The sequence below is a fragment of the Pseudomonas sp. TH07 genome, assembly GCF_016651285.1.
Classification (GTDB): Bacteria; Pseudomonadota; Gammaproteobacteria; order Pseudomonadales; family Pseudomonadaceae; genus Aquipseudomonas.
Genome location: NZ_JAEKED010000001.1, coordinates 7,127,590 through 7,147,445, shown reverse-complemented (window position 1 = coordinate 7,147,445; position 19,856 = coordinate 7,127,590). Strand labels below are relative to the sequence as shown.

20 protein-coding genes and 1 pseudogene are annotated in these 19,856 nt (G+C 53.0%); 9 read left to right on the top strand and 12 right to left on the bottom strand.

Annotated features, from left to right (window positions below):
• The first annotated feature begins 516 nt into the window (after positions 1-516).
• The 5 genes and pseudogenes from JFU57_RS32520 (at position 517) to JFU57_RS33530 (ending at position 4,838) form a co-directional block, all read left to right on the top strand.
• Entirely contained in the window at positions 517-1,473 is a 957-nt protein-coding gene (locus JFU57_RS32520; RefSeq protein ID WP_073454379.1) for a reverse transcriptase domain-containing protein, read from the top strand.
• Positions 1,473-2,819, top strand: a complete 1,347-nt coding sequence (locus tag JFU57_RS32515) for an ATP-dependent nuclease (RefSeq protein ID WP_201132007.1) — start codon at positions 1,473-1,475, stop codon at positions 2,817-2,819. The genes JFU57_RS32520 and JFU57_RS32515 overlap by 1 nt, the downstream gene beginning before the upstream one ends.
• 529 nt (positions 2,820-3,348) lie before the next feature.
• Positions 3,349-3,825, top strand: a complete 477-nt coding sequence (locus JFU57_RS32510; RefSeq protein ID WP_201132006.1) for a hypothetical protein — start codon at positions 3,349-3,351, stop codon at positions 3,823-3,825.
• Positions 3,816-4,325 (top strand): annotated as a pseudogene (mobV, locus tag JFU57_RS33535) (MobV family relaxase); the annotation flags it as partial. The gene JFU57_RS32510 and the pseudogene mobV, both read left to right, overlap by 10 nt.
• Positions 4,326-4,340: 15 nt before the next feature.
• Complete coding sequence (locus tag JFU57_RS33530) at positions 4,341-4,838, top strand: hypothetical protein (RefSeq protein WP_342032593.1); 498 nt, start codon at positions 4,341-4,343, stop codon at positions 4,836-4,838.
• On the opposite strand, the gene JFU57_RS32500 is transcribed toward JFU57_RS33530, so the two are convergent.
• The 8 genes from JFU57_RS32500 to JFU57_RS32465 form a co-directional block, all read right to left on the bottom strand.
• Complete coding sequence (locus JFU57_RS32500) at positions 4,835-5,134, bottom strand: hypothetical protein (RefSeq protein ID WP_073454688.1); 300 nt, start codon at positions 5,132-5,134, stop codon at positions 4,835-4,837. The genes JFU57_RS33530 and JFU57_RS32500 overlap by 4 nt on opposite strands.
• A 137-nt stretch (positions 5,135-5,271) precedes the next feature.
• A complete protein-coding gene (locus JFU57_RS32495) occupies positions 5,272-6,714 on the bottom strand; it encodes a replication endonuclease (RefSeq protein ID WP_201132004.1) in 1,443 nt (480 codons plus the stop codon).
• A gap of 309 nt (positions 6,715-7,023) precedes the next feature.
• The gene (locus JFU57_RS32490; RefSeq protein WP_073454691.1) at positions 7,024-7,281 is read right to left on the bottom strand and encodes a helix-turn-helix domain-containing protein; all 258 of its coding nucleotides are present in this window, start codon (positions 7,279-7,281) and stop codon (positions 7,024-7,026) included.
• Between the two features lie 147 nt (positions 7,282-7,428).
• Positions 7,429-8,118 carry a hypothetical protein gene (locus JFU57_RS32485; protein WP_073454686.1) on the bottom strand — a complete coding sequence of 230 codons (690 nt, stop codon included), beginning with the start codon at positions 8,116-8,118 and terminating at the stop codon, positions 7,429-7,431.
• 80 nt (positions 8,119-8,198) lie between these two features.
• Complete coding sequence (locus JFU57_RS32480; protein WP_201132003.1) at positions 8,199-9,515, bottom strand: tyrosine-type recombinase/integrase; 1,317 nt, start codon at positions 9,513-9,515, stop codon at positions 8,199-8,201.
• Positions 9,516-9,973: 458 nt separating this feature from the next.
• Positions 9,974-10,708, bottom strand: a complete 735-nt coding sequence (locus tag JFU57_RS32475) for a hypothetical protein (RefSeq protein WP_201132002.1) — start codon at positions 10,706-10,708, stop codon at positions 9,974-9,976.
• Positions 10,709-10,771: 63 nt separating this feature from the next.
• Positions 10,772-11,164, bottom strand: a complete 393-nt coding sequence (locus JFU57_RS32470) for a hypothetical protein (protein ID WP_201132001.1) — start codon at positions 11,162-11,164, stop codon at positions 10,772-10,774.
• Positions 11,165-11,173: 9 nt separating this feature from the next.
• Entirely contained in the window at positions 11,174-11,539 is a 366-nt protein-coding gene (locus JFU57_RS32465) for a hypothetical protein (protein ID WP_201132000.1), read from the bottom strand.
• Between the two features lie 369 nt (positions 11,540-11,908).
• Between JFU57_RS32465 and JFU57_RS32460 the strand changes: the two genes are divergently transcribed.
• The 4 genes from JFU57_RS32460 (at position 11,909) to JFU57_RS32445 (ending at position 17,135) form a co-directional block, all read left to right on the top strand.
• Positions 11,909-13,513 (top strand): tetratricopeptide repeat-containing response regulator, encoded by a 1,605-nt coding sequence (locus JFU57_RS32460; protein WP_078470841.1) that lies wholly within the window; start codon positions 11,909-11,911, stop codon positions 13,511-13,513.
• On the top strand, positions 13,510-14,202 hold the full coding sequence (locus JFU57_RS32455; protein ID WP_078470840.1) for a sensor histidine kinase: 693 nt from the start codon (positions 13,510-13,512) through the stop codon (positions 14,200-14,202). Before JFU57_RS32460 ends, JFU57_RS32455 begins: the two co-directional genes overlap by 4 nt.
• 244 nt (positions 14,203-14,446) lie before the next feature.
• Complete coding sequence (locus JFU57_RS32450) at positions 14,447-15,688, top strand: glutamine synthetase family protein (RefSeq protein ID WP_201131999.1); 1,242 nt, start codon at positions 14,447-14,449, stop codon at positions 15,686-15,688.
• Between the two features lie 70 nt (positions 15,689-15,758).
• The gene (locus JFU57_RS32445) at positions 15,759-17,135 is read left to right on the top strand and encodes an MFS transporter (RefSeq protein ID WP_201131998.1); all 1,377 of its coding nucleotides are present in this window, start codon (positions 15,759-15,761) and stop codon (positions 17,133-17,135) included.
• 81 nt (positions 17,136-17,216) lie between these two features.
• On the opposite strand, the gene JFU57_RS32440 is transcribed toward JFU57_RS32445, so the two are convergent.
• From JFU57_RS32440 to flgA, 4 genes are all read right to left on the bottom strand, one after another.
• Positions 17,217-17,963 (bottom strand): flagellar brake protein, encoded by a 747-nt coding sequence (locus tag JFU57_RS32440; protein WP_043228721.1) that lies wholly within the window; start codon positions 17,961-17,963, stop codon positions 17,217-17,219.
• A gap of 96 nt (positions 17,964-18,059) precedes the next feature.
• A complete protein-coding gene (locus JFU57_RS32435) occupies positions 18,060-18,527 on the bottom strand; it encodes a flagella synthesis protein FlgN (protein ID WP_020295660.1) in 468 nt (155 codons plus the stop codon).
• A 48-nt stretch (positions 18,528-18,575) separates the two neighbouring features.
• Positions 18,576-18,902: a flagellar biosynthesis anti-sigma factor FlgM gene (gene flgM, locus JFU57_RS32430; protein ID WP_078470837.1), complete on the bottom strand. Its 327-nt coding sequence runs from the start codon at positions 18,900-18,902 to the stop codon at positions 18,576-18,578.
• 148 nt (positions 18,903-19,050) lie between these two features.
• Positions 19,051-19,812 carry a flagellar basal body P-ring formation chaperone FlgA gene (gene flgA, locus JFU57_RS32425; protein ID WP_201131997.1) on the bottom strand — a complete coding sequence of 254 codons (762 nt, stop codon included), beginning with the start codon at positions 19,810-19,812 and terminating at the stop codon, positions 19,051-19,053.
• Positions 19,813-19,856 lie beyond the last annotated feature (44 nt).

Here is a 19,856-nt window from a genome sequence, read left to right as displayed (position 1 = left end):
TCGGTTTGGAATACTGGCCTCTACAGGTGTCTAGTCTCCGTCTTACGTTTGTGTAGGGTTATGCAGGGTAAGTAACTGCATAACCTTGCACAGATAGTAAGGAGCCCTCCAGCAGCACCTCCCCCTCCGGAACCTTCAGCAGCACCTCTCACCTTCAGCAGCACCTTCAGAACCTTCAGAACCTTCAGAACCTTCAGAACCTTCAGCAGTACCTCCAGCCTCCAGCACCTATAACCACCCTGACTCTCTTCTGCTCTTCTCAGGCCTCTTCGCTTGTTGTAAGCGTGCGCAGCTCTAGATTTCGTCTGTAATTCTATGGAATTTCGACTCTAGGTCAGTGTACTGGTTCTTTTGCGTAGTATCCGTCTGCTAACTTCGTTTCGGCCATGCTCTTCGGAAAGTTAGAAGACCTCGAAATTTTGTCTGGAATCGACTAGCATGCAAGCTAGATTGGCTAAAACCACACACGGATAAATAACTGCCGATTTAAAATCGGCAAATTGGGCAAATTAAGCCATGAATAGAAGACCGTTAGAGCAGTTGTTTTATGCGACGTTTCGAGGGAAGCAGGAGTTTGCAGATTTTTCAAAGGTTAATGTAAATACTGCTTACTCAAAAAAGGATTTTGATGGGCGATCTATATACATACCAGACAAAACATTAAAGCTTTACTTGGGTTTCTTAAGTAGGGTGTTGTTTGATCGCCTTCCTGTTGCGAAAGAAGTGGTGTTCTCATACAGGAAGGGCGTGAATGTTGTTGATGCAGTAGAAAAGCACTCTGAAAACAAATATTTTTTCCAGTCCGATATAGAGAACTTTTTTGGTAGTATAAATCGAGAACTCATCAGTAATACTATCCTTGCTGCTGTTGAGTTATGTCCTATAGCAGACATTGAAGATTGGCTGGACAGGATAATGGAGCTTGTTACAGTTGATGGAGTGCTTCCGCCTGGCTATCCCACCTCTCCGGCGATTAGTAATGCTTGTCTTTATGCGTTCGATAAAAAATTTATTGGTTGGTGTGACAGTAATTCCCTTACTTATACTAGGTATGCCGATGACATAATCGTTTCAGGTAAAAGTGAGGAGCAAATGCACTTGCTGATCCCTAAAATTACTGAGCTGTTGGATGCTGAGTTTGGTAAGGGTATGAAATTAAACTCTAATAAGACAAAGTTTATTCGTCCCGGAGAAAAAGTAAGAATACTCGGTGTTGCAATTCTGCCAAATGGTAAAGTCTCTGTTGATGGAAGACTTAAAAAGCATTCGGAAACAGCGATGCATCTTTTGCTGAAAGATAAAAAAATGTTCGCGTCTTTTTTAAAGGAAGAAGATGTGGAGAAGTCGCTGAAAAAATTTTCAGGTCAGCTTAATTACATTAATACAGTCGATCCTAGTTTTTTAGATAAGTTAAGGAAAAAGTACGGGGCCGCAGCTGTAGATAAAATAATCCATATTTCGGTTGCTTCATAATGCAGCTCTTTGTCGAAGTTAGGAATGTCCAGCATATTAACGATCTTCGCATTGATTTGGGTCTGAACCGGAATGGGTTGACGTGTATAGTGGGTAAAAATGGTGTAGGTAAAACTACTCTAATTAAGTCTATTAGAAATTTGAAAATTGCCGATACTTTTTCAAAAATGGCTCAGCCTGGTGCAATAAAGCCTGGTAGTAAGATAAGTTATATTTGTGATGGTGCAGCTTATCATTTTGAGTATGATCATAATATTGAAGATCTCAACAGTAAGGATGTTTTTCCTCAAGGGTTGAAAAAGCAAATTGAAGTTGAGTTGCCCATTCCTTGGGGGCAACGTTTTAATGGGTATCAGAGTATTAGCTCTGCTGATAGCGATATCCGTACTGCTGTTATGATTGGCGACTATTCGGTGCCTGAAGAGCTAATATTGTTATTGGCTGACGTTTATGGGGATAATAAGTTTTCAGATTTGAAAGAAGTTAGAATAGGTAAGAATAATTATTATATAATGCCCTTGAAGGATGATCGTTATGTTAGGGAGGATCATCTGAGTTCGGGGGAGTTTTTCTTAATATCACTTTATAGGAAAATAAAGGGCCCGGCTAAACTTATCGTGATTGATGAGATTGATATTTCATTGGATGCTGCCGCTCAAAGCAGGCTGATCGGATGGCTTAGGAAGTTCTGCGAAGTTGAAAGTATAAGCATGGTGTTTACTACTCATTCTATGGCGATAATGCGAACCATGAATGATGGTGAGCTTTACTATATGAGTTGTGAAGATGATGTCATAACCACGTATCCTGTTTCATATAACTATGTGAAGTCGGTTCTTTTTGGCTTTAAAGGGTGGGATCGTTATATTTTAACCGAAGACCCAGTGCTAGAAGGCTTTTTTAAGTTCCTTATAGCGAGGCACAATATTCCTAGTTTCTACTCGTTTCAGATCATTCCGGTTGGCGGTGGTGATAATGTAGCCCAGCTACGGCAGAAGAATGTTTTCGAAGGGTTTTTCGGCTCAGAAGAAAACGTGATGGCTATTCTTGACGGGGACTATGAGGGCACGCGTAGCGGTCGCAAAAAAAATACATACTGTATCCCATTTCAAAGTATCGAAAAGAAAATACTAGAGGATTACAATAGTGGTAGTTTTGTTTTGCCCTCTGCCCTGGATGTAGAGTTGCGAGGCGATAAACTTGATAAGAAATTTGTTAAGGCGATAAAGAGGCAGTTTAGAATATCGCATCAAGACCTGTATGTTTACTTGAGTGATAAATATCCTGATCAGGTTGAAGAGGTTTGCAACGCTCTCAGGGATTTCCTAAATAGACCCAACTCCTGAGCTTTGAAGTATGATTTTTGTGTCTGGATATCTAGAAACTGTGCGCTCTGTGAGTCGTTGATATGAGATTGAGCCGTAGTGTTCTCCCTATGGCTCATTTGTTGTGAGTTGAAAGACATATAAGCATATACGTGACGGCGTTCTTGATCGAAATATGTCAGGCGCTTCATCTGCTCTGGGTCAAGGGCACGACCGGAGGCCGCAGCCTGCGCAGCGAAGCAAGCAGGACCGGGCGAGGATCGTGGCGCAGCGAACCCTTGACGCCATTCAGGTCGCAATCTGGCCGAGGGGATGGGGAGTGCTCCTGTCCCCATTCCCCGAGCGTCCAGGGCGATACCTGGGCTGGGGGCGCCCAAAGAGGGCGCGATCTTTGAGGCGCAAAGCGCCGAGCAGTCCAGCGGCACGCTGGCCCACCTTCCGGTACGGAAGTGTAGTGGGTTACACATAGTGTCTCGGTCGGGGTTGTATCGTTCGTTGCTCCATTTGCATACTGGTAGGACAACAATGAGAGCGCCAGGAGATGCCGCCAATGAATTACAACACCCCCCTTTATTTGTCCAAAGATCACCGCTTAATGTTGTCCAGGGCAGGTTCGACTTTTCCTGGTGACAAACTAAACGAGGTGATCACCAGGGCACTTGAAGATATTCCCTATGATCGGTCTATTGTCGACTTCTACGAGATCCGTCGAACGGATGCGCCAAAGGCTTTCGACGCGCTACTCAAGCTACAAAATACGGGCTTAGCGCGCAGGCACATTGAGACTGACGAAACTGAGTTTAGGGAAGTTTTGAGAGTCGAGGTCACGCTTCTAGACGCTATTTTGCTTGTATTGGCGCTGCTGCTGGATGTCATCCATGGGATGCTTGTGCCAGGTGCTGGTGGCGGAGGAAAGCCGCCTGCGGCGGTCATGCCTGCGCAGCTAGCAACACCTGAAGTTAAGCCGTATGTTCCGACGTGGAGGCGCCAGGCTCAAAGGGTTGGTTTTGACGAGCCATGCCCATGAGTTACGCGATTTTGCGCGCTAAGAAGCTAAAAAGCATAGGTGCGCTGGCCCGTTCAGCTCGTCACACTTTTAGAGAGCAACCTACACCCAATGCCGACCCAGCCCAACTAAGTCGCAATCGCACGGTGGGGGCTCAAGGCGCCGACAGATTGCTAAAATTATTAAAGAGCAGGCTCCCGGACAAGCGGAGACGTGATGCGGTACTTTGCATTGAATATCTAATCACGGCATCGCCCGAGGCCTTCAAACGCCATGGAGGGCATTTAGACGATCTAGGCGGTGGGTATTTCTCTGAAGCGCTTGCGTGGCTGAAGAGGCGCCATGGAGCGGACAATGTCGTTAGTTCCACTGTCCATCTGGACGAGTCGACCCCACATTTAGTTGCTTACGTAGTACCTCTCACAAAGGACGGGCGTTTGTCGTGTCGGGACTTTCTTGGGGGGCCAGCCAAACTCCGGCAGATGCAAGACGATTTTCACGCTACTTGCGGGTCTAGCCGTGGGCTGGAGCGCGGCGTGAGAGGTTCAAATGCAAAGCACGAAGAGGTGGCGGCTTTTTATCAGGTAATGAAAACTACCGGTGCGGCACCTCTCTTAGGCTTTAAAGACTATGCAGCTGCGGCGTTCGGTAAAAAAACTAAGCGCTGGATTGAGGCGGAGGATGTAGCAAGGGCCAATGCTGTGTGTGCTGCCAGGGAGCCTCGCATAAGGCAGGCCACACGTTCAAGGTGTCGGGGCCTGGAACAGACGGCCAAAGAGTTAGACTTGAAACAACAGGTCTCTTCACACCGAGATATCGAGCATGGCATGAAAGAGTTTAACCTAGAGCAGCGCTCTGTGGCCCTGGCTCTGCGCGAAGTAGAGATTCGCGCAGCGGAAAGTAGGGTGTTGTCGCTGGAAGGGGAAAGGGACGCCCTGGAGCGTCGATTGAACATGCTTGAAGACCGAGAAGCCATCAAGATCCGTGCCCCTCTTAGGGCTCGCACATATGAAGAGTCACCTTCTCTAAGTTAGCCAAATGTATGGGTCATAAGCATATCGAGGTATTTCGCCTCGCGGGTGATTTCGAGAAGCGCCTTTGCGACGGAGTTAGGAAGAACGGCTGAAAGCTTGGAAGACTCAATCCTAATTTTGATACTTATTTTAATCTTGGTGATGATAAAAGAATCATGCACGGATGCGCCGCTCTCAAATGCAAATCCAGCGGCCTGCCAAACACTAAAATTGTTCATCATCCCCATAGCCTTAAAGTCTTCAGCCCAGCTATAGCAAATATTTTTGGCTAGTTCATCTTTTGGAAAGTTGTTCATGTGAAATAGTTCTTGGTGGGTTTTTTTGGTGGTTGGAGACAGGTCGATAATGGCTTGAGGGTTATGTTTGTATGGTTTTACTCAATCGCCTAAGCTTTAACTTGGAACATTATGTATAACTGTAACCTCCGGTTTTGTTATGGTTTTTTTACGATTTGAAACAAGCCTTTCGAAATGAATTGTTGACCACCAATCTCAATGCCAATTGCTCGTTCTCGCTCTTCGCCATAACGACTCAATGTGTTTTCTTTGATGAGTCTGATTGACGGATTTTGATCGTTGCTTCGACTGAAGATATGTGGTTTTCCCAATAGGTTCTTGAGTCCCATCGGATTCCTCCAGACGTGCTTTTGAATGAACCCCAAGACGCTTTCGTCAGTGTCGCAGATCCCTGAAAGGTTAAGTTTGTTAATTTTCCGGAGTAGGGTTGTCACTCTAAGCAGTCCTATCGTTTGGTATTGGCGTATACACATAGCCCGTATCGCAGCTCTAACCCTTTCGCTATTTTCAATAGATGCGAGATCCATCTGCTCTCGCTCCCTGTCTTTTTCTTCATCTGCTTCCGTTAACCTGCCAGTTATACGCCGATCAAGGGTATTGGTATCGAACTCCTTCATAAGGTATTTAAAGATGTACGAAGAAGCGCTACCCTTATTGTCGTCACCCATTACAACCTTTAGCTGGCCAGGTAGAGGAAACTTTTCCCTGCAAGCTCTGGTAAATTTTTCGATTAAGCTATTGTCTATAAAAATCAGTAGGTGCCAGTGGATACAGCCGTCTTTATGAACCTCTACTGTCCTGGCCCCAAAGTAAGTGGTAGGGCTGGCCTTAACTCCCCATTTGCTCAACATGGCTCGAATCAAAACCCAGGCACGGTTAATGTAAACATGACTTGCCTTGACCCCTAGCTCTGGTCTGTATGAGCATTTGCTATTTGGGCTGGAGGGGTTCGGGTGGTATTCCGGCGGAGCAGTAAAAGTTACAAATAACCAGTCCATTCCATTTTCTTTGGCCATGGCTTCAAAGTTTTTGGTGAAAGAGTACAACTCATTAAATCTATTTGAAAACGAAGCATTTGCAATGCTAAGCATTGAAGACTCCTCTCCGGTGATAGTGTTTTTAACCGCTAGCTTCGAGAGGGCAAGGTTGGAGGCTTCCGTTTTTTCTCGCATTCGTTCTACAGTTGCATTGGAGCTGTAATTTTCAGCTTGCTCATTGAAGGGGCCGCCGATCAGTCTATGCTTTGCTTCAAAGTTAATCCGATCCAGGTTGACCTTGTTCTCAAGAGACGTGCGCCAGAATTTGGCACAGCCTGCCTTCGCGGTTACCCCCTTTTTTGTATTCGACTCGATCCGTATCCCATAAACGCCGGTGTCGCTGTAATATTTTCCTTTAGAAAGATGTGTTTCTTGTGTTTGGATTGCATGGATTGATGCCAGTCGCAATGCAAGGGCTACTACTTGCTTTCTGGTCAGTGTATAAGCTGGCGGGAGACGTCCCAGGTTGTCAGAAAGTAAATATACTGAGGTCTCTTTTACCTGGTTGGTTTCGTTGTCTTTTGCTGGTGCTGAGTAGGTCATATGTTTGTGCTCGTTCATATTTTTTTTATCTGGTGTGGTTAGAGTTCAAAGTATTCAATGGCTCTGCACCGGAATTCAGCCTCAATTGCAGATGGTTGTGGGGTTGGAGTCTCAAGAGAGGAAGGTACTTCAAAATAGAAATAGTGATTGCGACATGAGGACAAGGCCTCATATTCAGCTGAATAACAGAGCTCGCTCGTTTCTTCGGTTTCGTAGTTCAATATTCGGCGGGTAATGTAGCTGCTTTTGAAAACCATGAACGAGATGCCATGTACGCGGAAAATATCCAAAGCTAGCCCCTTTAGGTTATTACGCTGTTTTTGTTGTCGTAAATTTCGCCAGAAAGTCTGCCAGGTCGCTTACTCGATATCGGATAAGGCGACCTACCTTCATGTATGGAAGGTCGTATCTTCCAGTAGAACGCCACACTGCAAGTGTCGAAGTTTTAACTCCAAGTACATTTGCGGCATCTCTATCATCTACCTGGACGGGCGGCTTCTTGGGGTCGTAGCCGAGCGCCAATGCGATCTCATCTTTGATGGACGCAGTGATATGGTAGTTGTCCATTCTCTTCCTCAGTTGATGTAACTTGATGAGGTAGAGCTTTGCATGGAAGGAATGGAGGGTGGGATGGATGAGAATGTTGGAATATCGATGCGATTCATCCATCCACCAGGCCACACCTGCATCAAGGTGTGCTAGTACGGAGCTTTGTCAGGAGGAGGTGCGAGCGTTTGTCCTTTCCAGCAATGCCATTGCTTCTTTAATCGACGCGCGTGGGGATGTAAGGTTGGGAAATACCAGCATCAGAATCTGGACGAAGTGGCTCCGGGGGGTGTGGGATATTTTTATCCCGTGTTCCGCACATAACTCTGCGATACCTGCGATCAGTCCAATATGCGAGCTATCGCGCCTGTTAAAGTCGATGAAATACTTATCTCTCCAGTGCGTGATATTTGCCGTCAGTAGGTCGATCATCTCCAGATCCGCACCCCAACTTTTTAAATTGCTCAGTCCTTTAAGTCTCCAGTCCGGTAGCTTACTCTTATCGCTGTAGAGTTTTGAGGATAGGGCTGTTGTGACCTCCCCGGAAAGTAAGGATGAATCAATTTCTGGGATCATCTCTGGTAGAATTTCTTGTGTCATTACCGGGAGCGCAAGCCATGCTTTGCGTGTTTGGGTAAGTGACTCAATGTAAGTCTCTATTTTTTCTAGATGATCCGCAGTGGTAGGGTTTTCATTACGCCATCTTTTGGAGGCATCTCTCGTGTTTACTCTGCGAAGAATGTATTCGGCTAACAGTTCCTTCTTATCGCCAGCGATGCGCGCTTTTGTAAAAAAAGAAATTAGGCTTTCCTTGAGGAAATCGTCAGGCTTCGCGTTTATATATACGTCAGATCGCATGTTTTGCTAATTTGATTGGTTGAATTTTTGGCATGGTTGGCCATGTCTTCATGGTTCGACACAGCCACTCTCATGGCGGGCTACTCTTTTCTGGCGGCAGCCAGCATCGCTTGAGTCGCTGTGTTGACTGATTGGCGAACAGGGTCAAGATCAAGGCGGGCATATACAGCTGTGGCTTGATGGCTCTTGTGATTCAGACTTTTTCCGATAATCGCTAGGGAAGCGCCTGTTTTTGCCTGCCAACTGCCCAAAGTGCGACGTAGGTCGTGAATTCTTAGGTCGGTCATGTCATAAATGGCTGGATCGATTTCCATTGCCCGTGCGATAGCCAAGTATTGTTTTTTTGCCCTTGTTGGTGCAGTGGTCAGCAAATCATTTGCGATCTCTCGCTCTTCATGGCTTATGTTTCCCCGATCTTGTAGGTGATCCAGAAGGCAATGCATGCTGGAGCGAATCAGGATGGTTGCCCACGATGTTTTTGGTTCAACGAGGTGGCCGGTCTTACCGATTCCAGGGAATACGTAGTGTGAGCTTTCTGTAATGCTTTTGCGGTCAGTCAGGATGGTCTTTGCTTCAGGAGACAAAGTAACGTTTTGGGGGGTACCGTTTTTCGTCTTTCCGATACGCCAGACACTGGCCTCAAGATCAATATCCCCCCAGGCCATTGCCTGAACGTTCGAGCGCCGGGCACCTGTAAGCAGGGCTAAAAGAAAGAAATCGCACAAGGTGGATTCCGCAATTGCCGCAAATAGATAAGGCAGTTCTCTGGCTTGTGCAAAACGATCTCGAGAGTTCGACGGGTTCTTTTGTATGCGGCTGGCGGGGTTGACGCCGTCAAAAAGCTCAAGATCCGTTGCGAAAGCTATCACTGACGAGATCAGGGTCGCCGCACGGTCGGCCTGGAAATCACTCGTTTTCGTGACTTTGGCATGTATTGCCTTAACATCTGCGCGGGTAATATCACTTAGTTTGCTATTTTTTATTGGGCTTAAATAAAGCCGCAAAATGTCACTGTAGTTGCGTTTGGTTTTTTCAGCCAAACCCGTCCCGTCTCGTTTTTTTCTCTCTTTCAAGAAGCGCTCGAATACCTCCTGGAACGTAGGTTCGCCTCGGATAGCGCGCCTTGCTTTTGCAGGGTTCGCCCCAGCTGCGAATTCGCCAAGAATTAAAGTCGCGTCAGTGCGTGCTTGTTCGACGCTCATTTCAGGAAAGGTACCAAGTCTCAACCAGGCCATGGTGGAGCCGGTACGCTTGATCACGTAGTACGTTTTGCAGCCTTTGCCGGTTAGTCGGAGGGCCAGCTTGGGAATTTGGGTGTCGTAGATGGTTTGGCGCTTGCCATCCTCTGCGGGTGCCAAGGCGAGTAGTGCGGTCTTCGTGAATTTCAGCTTGAGCATTTCAGGCTGCTCTCCTTTAGGCTATCACCGGGCTAGCACGGGCTATCAATTTGCACCGTGATTGGTGAAGGTTGGTAAAGGTATAGATTTGCTGAAAAGCCCGCAATATAAGGGTTGGTGAAAGCTCATATAAATTGGTAAAAGGCCAAACCTTCAAACTCCTAAGGGGAAGGTTGCAGGTTCGAACCCCGCCTGGGACACCACATTGAAAGGCCTCCAGTCATTTTCCTGTGCAGCCATAGGGCAACAGGATGACAGCGGGCCAAAAAAGCCCCACCGGGCATTGATCGGGCGGGGCTTTTTCATGAAGGGCTATAGCAGTTTGCGCTGACTCATGAGACCGCAAGTGTCAATCTTCAACCGGAAGTCTTGGCATAAGATCTGCGGTTAAGTCCCTCAGCACTCGGTGTGAACAACAAGATCTGTCTTTTATAAGTACTTGTGACGATATAAAAGAGTTACTCATGAAACTGCTGCATGGCGGCCCTCACCAGCAATGCGTAATCCGGGTTGGTCTTGTTCATTTGCATAAAAGCTTCATCTTCAATGGCCCGCATTAACGTCAAGAACTGCACTCTTGGTAATCCTTTTTTCCAGCTATAGAGATGGCGCAAAGACAAGGGGGAGTTATACAGGTCATTAAATACTGCACACAGCCCGTCAGGCACGTCGCGCATGATGCTCTTTATGTAGCAATCCCAATCGGACGAGGCTTGTTCCCACGCAGCATCGACTTCATCCCAGCCTGGATAGGTTTCCGCGTCCAGAGGCAAGCCCAGGCTCTGGGCCTGGATGGCCGCTTCAAGCAGCGCGTCGCAGATTTCAACCTGGAAGTCGTTGGTGTTCAGCCAGTACAGTTGTGAACAGATGTCCTTTATAAGCCTGAGCGGATGGAGGCGTTTGGTTGAAATCTGCTTGTTGCTGATTGAGTCGAGTTCGCTGAATTTACCGAGTATGGAGTGGCCATTATTGAGTGCCGACAGTCGTTGAAGTAAGGCGTTTTTTGTCTTGTTTATTCTTTCTTGTGAAAAGTCCGAGTCATAGTAGTAGTCCGAGTTGTCGCCCATTAGCGTCAGGGTTTGTTCTCGGGTGATTCTCTTTATCTCTACCAAGTCCGCGGTGGATCGTTCGGCGAACAGTTTCTCGCCAAAGCAGTCGGTGCTTGCAATAAATAGAATGTGATCGAAGTTCATTTAAAGATTTGTCGATGTCTTTGAGTGTGCCCGCTCATGTCTATCAGCGGGAGATCGATAGGCTCAGTAGTCGGTGGCGGGCCGGTTGACGGCTTTGTGCCCTAATAACGTACACCAGGTGGTGAGCGGGGTTACCAGCGCAACCACCACCAAGCTGGCTGGAGTCAAAACCAGTGGGCCGAAGCCGGTTGGAGCCAGCAGTGCGCTGAGCAGGCGTTTGCAGCAGGCGGGCTCCAGGGCTCCGCCGAGCAATGTCAGCAACAGGGTCAGGGGCAGGCTGATTATCAGGGTCAGTGCGTAGCCGATAAGTATTCGGTGGGCCGACCTCCAGGCAAGCGCGTGGCGTTTGGCGAATAAAAAGCCCTGCAATACCCACCCCAGCAGCAGCGCCGGGGCAGACAGGTAGGACAGGAATACCAGGTATTCGGAAAGGGGTATGGATTGCTCGGCTGACATCGGGGCGTCTTAATCGTGGGGTGGATAGGGTTCGCCGTCATCGCCCTGGACTTGGGCGTCGAGGCGCTGGGCGATGTCGATCAGCTTGGTGATGGCCTGGTCTGACGGGCTCTTTGTGTAGGCTTCCCCGCGTTCCAGGTCAAACCAGAGGGGGAAGCGCTCTGCGCCGATCAGGACGATAAAGTCATTTTCGCTGTTGTCTGGATCTCGCTGCACTTGAGCGTCCGCAGCCACGTAGGCCGTCCACTCCGCAGCGCTGATGGCGGGGCCCGTCTCATCGGCCCAGAAAGCCTTACGGGTAATGTGCAGGTCGTAGCCGGCAAGGGCGTTGCTGCCTGCCAGCGCCGACAGGATAAAAATCAGGGCGCGCATCATGGGTCCTTCCCGAGCAATGGGACGACTATTTACCAGCAGCCTGGCCCGATGGCGAGCATCTTTGTGCAACCGCCGGCTTCGGCCGATGGGGGCACGTTTGTACCTTGCAGATTTGGCTCTAAAAAATGCGTATTGCCTGCCGCCTCCCTATAAGGGAACGGCGCTCTTGGCCGATAACTCGTTGGACAGTGGTTTTCTCGGGCTGCGCCGGCGCCTGCAAGCGCTCTGTGCATGTGCGGGCAATCACAGATAAACCGTAAAAGCGGTTGATGGCTCATCGCTACCCGTTATTATCTGCGCGCCGAAATGGGCCGGGCTTGTCCTTGCAGTGGCCAATGGGTTCATCTTCTTAATTGCCTGGAATCTTCGATGCTGGCGTACCACCAAAAAAGCTTTTTGATCGTCGATGATTTCTCCGATTTCCGCAGTTCGGTGCGTTCGATGTTGCGTGAGCTGGGCGTCAAGGACGTGGACACAGCGGACACCGGCGAGCAGGCCCTGCGTATGTGTGCGCAGAAGCGCTACGATTTCATCCTGCAGGACTACCACCTGGGTGACGGCAAGAAGAACGGCCAGCAAGTGCTCGAAGACTTGATGACCGACAAGCTGATCAGCCATGAAAGCGTGTTCCTGATGGTGACTGCCGAGAGCAGCCAGGCCATGGTTCTCAGTGCCCTGGAGCACGAGCCCGATGCGTACCTGACCAAGCCGTTCAACCGTTCCGGCCTGGCCCAGCGCCTGGAGCGCCTGCAGCAGCGCAAGAATCTGCTGAAGCCGATCCTGGAGGCCCTGGATCGCGGCAAGCCGGTGGAAGTGCTCAATGCCTGCATTGCCCTGTGCAAGCAGGACCCGCGTTATTCGCCGCTGTGCCTGCGTTATCGGGCCGATGCGTTGCGCGATATGAATCAGAACGAAGCGCTGGAGCGTTTGTACAACACGATTCTGGCGGACCGTCCGTTGCCTTGGGCCTATGTCGGCCTGGGCCGCTTGCTGTTCAAGCGTGGCCAGGTGGGGCAGGCCAAGGATGTCTACGAGAAGGCCCTGAAGCAGTTTCCGATGATGCCTGCGCTCTATGACGGCCTGGCCGACGTGCTGGTGGTCGAAGGCGATGCCAAGCGCGCGCAGCATGTGCTGGAAGAGGCGGTGCGGCTGTCGCCGCTGGCGGTGCGTCGCCAGGCGTTGCTGGGCAAGCTGGCGATGGGCAACGAAGACTTCGAGACCGCCTCCAAGGCCTATCGCCAGGCGGTGTCCCAAGGTGCGCAGTCGCGGTTCAAGGACCCGGAGAGCAACCTCGGCCTGGCCCACGCCCTGATCAGCAAGGGCAGCGAAAAAGGCCTGGATACCCGGACCCGACTGGAAATCAACACCACCCTGAGTGCGGTGGCCAAGGAAAACCCCACCGACCCGGGCTTGCAGATTCGCGCACGGCTGATGAAGGCCACCAGCCTGTTGCTCAACGATGCGGAAACCGCGGAAAAACTCACCGAGCAAGCCATGCTGCGGCTGGATGGCATGGAGCAGTTCATGAGTCCGGAGGCCGCGCTGCTAGTGGCCAAGCAGTTGCAGATGCTCGGCCAGGCGAGCGCCGGCGCATCGATGTTGAAAAACTGCGCGGAGATCTACGGTGATGATCCGAAGGTGATGCAGGGCATTGCCAAGCTCACCGACGACCCGACTATTCTCAACACCTCCAACGCTGCGGCCGATCTCAATCGCCAAGGTGTGCGCAGCTATAAGGCCGGCACCCTGGGCGAGGCGCGCGAGCTGTTCCGCCGGGCGCTGGCGATGCAGCCGAAGAACATCAGTATCGCGCTGAACATGGCGCAGTCGTTGTTGCACGGCGCCGATGCCAGCGCCGATCCGGCATTGCTCGAAGAGTGCCGGGCGAGCTTGAAGATGGTGGGCTTGATGCCCGACAGCGACCCGCGCTATCCCCGTTACCAGAAGCTGCGAAGCAAGGCGTTTGGCGAATGAACGAGAGTGAACAGGGGCTGGATTTTTCCACGGTGATCGCCTCCACCGTACACGACATGAAAAACTCCCTGACCTTGCTGATGCAGGCCCAGGCCCAGTGGCTGGCACGCCTGCCCGAGCCTGAGCGCAACAGCTCGGAGCAGGGGGTGATCGATTTCGAGTTCGCCCACCTCAACGGCATGCTGGTGCAGCTGCTGGGGCTGTACAAACTCGGCGCCAACCAGTTGCCATTGCGGCCCGACTACCACGAGCTGGATGACTTTATCGAAGCCCAGTTGGCCAGCCATCAGGACGTGTTCAAGAGCCGTGGCATTGCCGCGAGCTATGACGTTGATCCATTGAGCCCGCTGGGCTTTTTCGACCGCGAGCTGATCGCCTCGGTGCTGGCCAACAGCATCAACAATGCCATCCGCTACGCACGTCATGCGCTGCTGATCAGCGTGCACGACGAAGCCGGGCAGACGGTGCTGACCATCAATGATGACGGCGACGGTTACCCGCCGCAGATGATCGAGCGCCAGGATGATTACGTGCAGGGCATCAACCACAGCAGCGGCAGCACCGGCCTGGGCCTGTACTTCGCTGGCAGGATTGCCGAGTTGCATCAGCGCAACGGCATCCGTGGTCGTACCCGGATCAGCAACGGCGGGCCTTTGGGCGGCGGTGTGTTCAGTCTTTATCTGCCTTGATGGACGGCCGGCAGCGGGTGCCGTGGGTGAGGTGTGCCGGGCTTTGTGGTTTTTTGCTCACGGCTGCTTGATATTCCGAACAGCCGAAGCCTATTTTGTACGGGTCGCCGTTCTCGGCTCGTACAACAACAAGGATTGAGTCATGACAACCGATGGCCATCGTTCACTCGCACAGCGATTGACGGGCATTGATGAGATTGAATGTGTCACTCCGGACCTCAATGGAGTGCCCCGCGGCAAGGTAATGACCGCAGAAGGTTTTCTCGAAGGGCGGCGGTTGCAGATGGCACGGGGCGTGCTGCTGCAATGCATCATGGGCGGATACCCGCCCGCGCGCTTTTACGGCAGCGACGACGGCGACCTGGCGCTCGTGGCCGATCCGCAACAGATCCATCGCCTGCCCTGGAGCCAGCAGCCACGTGCCCTGGCGATCTGCGATGCGGATGAATTGACGGGCGAAAGCTCGCGTCTGTCCACTCGCGGCCAGCTCAAGGCGATGATCGCCCGGTATGCGGCCCATGGCCTGGCGCCGGTGGTGGCCACCGAACTTGAGTTTTTTGTGTTCGCGCCCAACACCGATCCGACTCAGCCATTCCAGCCGCCCGTAGGTCTGGACGGGCGTCGCGAGGACGGGCATTCGGCGTTCAGTGTCAGTTCCAACAATGGCCTGCGTCCGTTTTTCAGCGAGGTGTATGCGTGCATGGCGGCGCTGGGCCTGCCCCGCGATACCTTTATGCATGAAATGGGCGTCAGCCAGTTCGAGATCAACCTGCTGCACGGCGATCCCCTGCTGCTGGCCGACCAGACATTCCTGTTCAAACACCTGCTCAAGGAAGTGGCGCTCAAGCATGGCCTGACCGTGGTGTGCATGGCCAAGCCATTGGCCCATACCCCGGGCAGTTCGATGCATATTCACCAGAGCATCGTCGAGATCGGCAGTGGGCGAAACGTGTTCAGCGACGACGCGGGGCAGCCGACGGCGACCTTCCGTCACTTTATCGGCGGACAGCAGGCCGGCATGGCGGATTTCACCGCGTTGTTCGCGCCCAACGTCAATTCTTATCAGCGCCTGTGCCATCCTTACGCATCGCCGAACAATGCGTGCTGGTCCCATGACAACCGCGCCGCAGGCTTGCGTATTCCGGCCAGTTCGCCGGTGGCGCGCCGGGTGGAAAACCGCCTGCCGGGGGCGGATGCCAACCCTTATCTGGCCATCGCCGCCAGCCTGGCAGCCGGCCTGCACGGCATCGAAAATGAGCTGGAACCGCAAGCCGCGATCCAGGGTGAATTCGAAGTGCCGGACAGTTTGTCACTGCCTTGTACCTTGCATGCGGCCCTTGAACGTCTGAAACGTAGTCCATTGGCCAAGGAACTGTTCGGCAAAGAGTTCATCGAAGGCTACATCGCTTCGAAGACCATGGAGTTGACCAGCTTCTTTGATGAAATTACTCCCTGGGAACGGCGTGTTTTAGCGGCCCAGGCCTAACTGAACCGTCGCCGTCGGGCTGTCGTGAAGACGGCCCGACACTCAATTCAAGGAGCCGCTCGGAACGCCGATGCGCCAAATCTGGAAATCCTTTCGAGCGCTTTATTTCGCCTCGCTGATGATGCTTATCGGCTCGGGCTTGCTCAGCACTTATCTGGCATTGCGCCTGGCCGCCGACCATGTCGATGGCTTGTGGGTCGGTGCCTTGATGGCGGCCAACTACTTCGGCCTGGTCCTGGGCGGCAAGATCGGCCATCGGCTGATTGCCCGGGTCGGGCACATCCGCGCCTACGCCACCTGTGCCGGTATCGTCGGGGCTGCCGTTCTCGGCCATGGCCTGGTGGACTGGCTGCCGGCCTGGCTGGTGCTGCGGGTGATCGTCGGCCTGGGCATGATGTGCCAGTACATGGTCATCGAGAGCTGGCTGAACGAGCAGGCCGAGGCCAAGCAGCGTGGACTGGTGTTCAGCGGCTATATGATCGCTTCGTACCTGGGGCTGGTCCTGGGGCAACTGATTCTGGTCATGCACCCGGCCCTTGGCCTGGAACTGCTGATGCTGGTAGCCCTGTGCTTCGCTCTGTGCCTGGTACCGGTGGCCATGACCCGTCGCATTCACCCGGCGCCACTGCACCCGGCGCCGATGGAGCCACGCTTCTTTATCAAACGCGTGCCGCAATCTCTGAGTACGGTGCTGGGGGCGGGGCTGATTGTTGGCTCGTTCTACGGCCTGGCGCCGCTGTACGCCTCTCAGCAGGGGTTGAGCACCGAGCAGGTTGGTCTGTTCATGGGCTGCTGCATTTTTGCCGGCCTGCTGGTGCAGTGGCCGTTGGGCTGGCTCTCGGATCGTTATGACCGGGCGATGCTGATTCGCTGCTTTGCGATGTTTCTGGCGGTGGCGGCGCTGCCCCTGGCGATCTTTCCGAGTGTGCCGCTGGAGGTGCTGTTTGCCTTGGGTTTCCTGTGTTCGCTGGTGCAGTTCTGCCTGTATCCGTTGGCGGTGGCTTTTTCCAATGACCATGTCGAAGGCGATCGCCGTGTGTCGCTGACCGCCATGCTGCTGGTGACCTACGGTGTGGGCGCGAGCATCGGGCCGTTGGTGGCGGGCGTGCTGATGAAGCTCTTCGGCAGCCAGATGCTCTACGCGTTCTTCAGTTTCTTCGCGTTGGTCCTGGTGTGGCGGATCCGGCCGAAGGCGGTGACCAATCTGCATCAGGTCGATGATGCCCCGCTGCAGCACGTGGCGATGCCGGACAGCATGTCCAGCTCACCACTGGTGGCGGCTCTTGACCCGCGGGTGGATGAGCAAGTGGTGCAGGATCAGATGCAGAACCCCGTCGAGCCGGTGGTCGACGAGCCAGCGGTTGATGAGTCGCCGGCAACCGAGACTGAGGATGAGGTCAAGCCCGAGGATGAGGGGCCGCATCATCTCAGTGGCGCCAGGCCTTAGGGTCTGGCGGTTGCCGGAAGGCGGCGCAAAAAAACGGGCAGTCACCGCAAGGGGCTGCCCGTTTTCATGTCTGGCGTTGGCTTACATGTCGTCTTTATCGAAGCGCCGTGCTTCGCGTTGCAGCTGATAGACGAAACGCTCGACCTGGCGCTGTACCAGGCCGCTCATATTATGAAAGCGGACCCCGGCGAAGGTGATATCGATGCGCTCTTCATAGTGCAGATACCGCAGCTCGACGGGAGCAGTCATGCTGCCGAAGGGCAGGGCGGCGATAAAACGTTCGTAGACCTGGCCCAGTTGCAGACGCTCGGAGATATCGCCTTCAAAGCGCAGTTTGCAACCGGTGGCCGAGATATCCAGCAGCTTGCCGCGGATGGACTCCTTGAGCTTTTCGCCGTCGAGTTCGACGTTGACCAGTTGCGAAAGCTTGAGCGCTGCGCGGAAGGCGCTGCGGCGCTGGTGATAGACCACTTCGTCCGGCAGGGTGCCACGGTAGCAGCGACCGTTGTTGGACTCATCAAGGGTCGGGGTACTGGTGCTTTCCCAGGCGATACGCACGCCTTCATGGAAGCCTTCGACGCGAAATGGCTCGCCGGCCAGCATGAAACGTTCACCGTCGCGGGGAATCATTTCATCGAGGGCGATCATGTTGCTGTCGCGATCGACTTCGACCAGATAGCTCTGAAAGCGCTGGCTGCGCTCATGGAAGGTGATGATCAGCGGGTCATGGCTCTCTTGTAGCATCCGCAGGTTCGAAGCTATCTCCAGAGGAGTGGTGAGAACCTTAGGGGGCTGCGGAGCATCTTCCGCGCTTGGGGCATTGAACACGGTTCATCAGTCTCCAGACAAAATACGACTACACGCAAGAGCCAGCATTTTGCCAGCATGTTTCGCAGCTTGATAGGGCGCGCACATTTTCCGGGGTCAAGCCTGACTGAGCGGGCGCGGCTTCGCAAGCAGGGAGGTCGAGCCGCGGGCGTCATACAGTGCGGGGCTTTCGCCGCCGTTGAGGATTTTCAGCTGGTTCGCGGTGGTGGCCTGCTGAACCTGGATCGAGCGACCGTTGAGTTCATTGGTCGCCTGGCACTCGGCGAGCAGTTCGGTCAGCACATCGCTTTGCTCAAGCAATTGCGGGCCGATCGAGGAATGTTCGGCGAGTTGCTCAAGGCCGGCGCGACTGGCGGGTAGGTTCAGGCTGGCAAGAATCTCGCTGCGCTTGCGGCCATGCTGTTCGAGCAGAATGATCAGCGCATGTTTCTGCGCCAGAATATCCTCCAGTAGCGGCATATCGCGGCCGTACAGAGCGAGGGATTCGGTCTTCAGCAGTTCCAGCAATTGTTGAGCTGGAGCAAAGTCTTCAGTGATCAGTTGCAGTAAATTAGAGTCGTGCATGGCTGGCCTTGGGTTTTAAGCGTCCAAAAGCCTGGCGCAGGCCTTTGGCTAGCGCTGGGCTTCGAAATTGAGCAGTTTGCTGGCTACACGGTTGCTGTCGACTTTATAGCTGCCATCGGCAATCGCTGCTTTCAACTCGGCCACGCGGGCTTTGTCGACGGCAGGCTGATCGCGCAGCTTGTCAGTGACCTTTTGCAAACGCTGAGCCTCATTGCTGAGGTGTACCGATTCCCCGCTTTTGGTGGTACTGGCTTGTTCAGCCGGGGTAGCCAGCGGCGCAGACTTGTCGGTGTCGCCGATGTCTTTGTTGGCGCTGGTACGCGTACTGCCGGTAAGTGAGGGGGAGCTGTTTAAACGGCTGAAATCGATGACCATGATAAAAAAACCTCTGGGTATTTGGACGCTTGCCATGTTTTCGGCCATACCCTGGAAAACTTTAGGCGCTATTGTCGATTAACCAACGCCCATGGCTGCGGCCCGCATGGACCACAGTTTAGGGAAGGGCGGGCTTGTGCGCCAGTTCCTACATTGCGACTTCTACTTGGCCGGGAGCGGTAATCCGGGCCTTGATCACACGTTTCGAGTTCAGGTTCTTGACCCTTATCTGCTCGTTCATGCCGCCGTTGGACAGTGCTTCGCCTGGCATTCGCACGTTCAGTGTGCCGCTGCGGGCAGATATCACCACTTGATCGCCCTTGCGCACCACCTCGGCCTGCTCCAGGTGCAGTTGGGTAATGACTTGATCGGCGACCATTGGTCGGACAAGTTTCTGCCCAATGGCATCGTCGACCGAGGTCAGGTAACCCTGGTTGATCTGGCTGATGTCACGTTCACGCAAAGTGACCTCCTCCGGCGCAATGATACCGGCGCGCTTGAGGGGGCGGGTTGTGGTCACCACTTCGCGAAACAGTTTGACCTGGGCCGGCACGAACACGGTCCAGGGCGAGGCGCCGTCGCAGCGGACCTTGACCGTGACACGGCCAATGGGCTGCGCCGGGCTTTCAAGGGTGGCTGTCAATTCCTTGTCGCAATTGGGCATGCGCATGCGCGGATCGAGTTGGGCAACCGTGATTTCATAGCGTCCGGCGGTTTGACTGGTGGCCAGATAGTCTTCTACGGTGAATTCAAGAAACCCTTGAGTGACGCCGATAAGTAGATCAGGCAGGGTGACCGAGTCAGCAAGGGCAGGGCCGCCAGGGTTGAAAATAGACAAAACTGACAGCGCGCAAAGTAATTTGCGGTAGTTTGATGTCAGGCGTCGGAAAAATGTCGTTTTGGCGTTCATAACAGTTAAAAAGCAAGCCCCGTGCCGTTTAGCGATGAGCGTGC

What these genes read in the sequence shown, in the direction of transcription:
- JFU57_RS32520 (WP_073454379.1), top strand. Translation starts at nt 517, where the DNA reads ATGAATAGAAGACCGTTAGAGCAGTTGTTTTATGCGACGTTTCGAGGG.
- JFU57_RS32515 (WP_201132007.1), top strand. Translation starts at nt 1,473, where the DNA reads ATGCAGCTCTTTGTCGAAGTTAGGAATGTCCAGCATATTAACGATCTT.
- JFU57_RS32510 (WP_201132006.1), top strand. Translation starts at nt 3,349, where the DNA reads ATGAATTACAACACCCCCCTTTATTTGTCCAAAGATCACCGCTTAATG.
- JFU57_RS32500 (WP_073454688.1), bottom strand. Translation starts at nt 5,134, where the DNA reads ATGAACAACTTTCCAAAAGATGAACTAGCCAAAAATATTTGCTATAGC.
- JFU57_RS32495 (WP_201132004.1), bottom strand. Translation starts at nt 6,714, where the DNA reads ATGACCTACTCAGCACCAGCAAAAGACAACGAAACCAACCAGGTAAAA.
- JFU57_RS32490 (WP_073454691.1), bottom strand. Translation starts at nt 7,281, where the DNA reads ATGGACAACTACCATATCACTGCGTCCATCAAAGATGAGATCGCATTG.
- JFU57_RS32485 (WP_073454686.1), bottom strand. Translation starts at nt 8,118, where the DNA reads ATGCGATCTGACGTATATATAAACGCGAAGCCTGACGATTTCCTCAAG.
- JFU57_RS32480 (WP_201132003.1), bottom strand. Translation starts at nt 9,515, where the DNA reads ATGCTCAAGCTGAAATTCACGAAGACCGCACTACTCGCCTTGGCACCC.
- JFU57_RS32475 (WP_201132002.1), bottom strand. Translation starts at nt 10,708, where the DNA reads ATGAACTTCGATCACATTCTATTTATTGCAAGCACCGACTGCTTTGGC.
- JFU57_RS32470 (WP_201132001.1), bottom strand. Translation starts at nt 11,164, where the DNA reads ATGTCAGCCGAGCAATCCATACCCCTTTCCGAATACCTGGTATTCCTG.
- JFU57_RS32465 (WP_201132000.1), bottom strand. Translation starts at nt 11,539, where the DNA reads ATGATGCGCGCCCTGATTTTTATCCTGTCGGCGCTGGCAGGCAGCAAC.
- JFU57_RS32460 (WP_078470841.1), top strand. Translation starts at nt 11,909, where the DNA reads ATGCTGGCGTACCACCAAAAAAGCTTTTTGATCGTCGATGATTTCTCC.
- JFU57_RS32455 (WP_078470840.1), top strand. Translation starts at nt 13,510, where the DNA reads ATGAACGAGAGTGAACAGGGGCTGGATTTTTCCACGGTGATCGCCTCC.
- JFU57_RS32450 (WP_201131999.1), top strand. Translation starts at nt 14,447, where the DNA reads ATGACCGCAGAAGGTTTTCTCGAAGGGCGGCGGTTGCAGATGGCACGG.
- JFU57_RS32445 (WP_201131998.1), top strand. Translation starts at nt 15,759, where the DNA reads ATGCGCCAAATCTGGAAATCCTTTCGAGCGCTTTATTTCGCCTCGCTG.
- JFU57_RS32435 (WP_020295660.1), bottom strand. Translation starts at nt 18,527, where the DNA reads ATGCACGACTCTAATTTACTGCAACTGATCACTGAAGACTTTGCTCCA.
- flgM (WP_078470837.1), bottom strand. Translation starts at nt 18,902, where the DNA reads ATGGTCATCGATTTCAGCCGTTTAAACAGCTCCCCCTCACTTACCGGC.
- flgA (WP_201131997.1), bottom strand. Translation starts at nt 19,812, where the DNA reads ATGAACGCCAAAACGACATTTTTCCGACGCCTGACATCAAACTACCGC.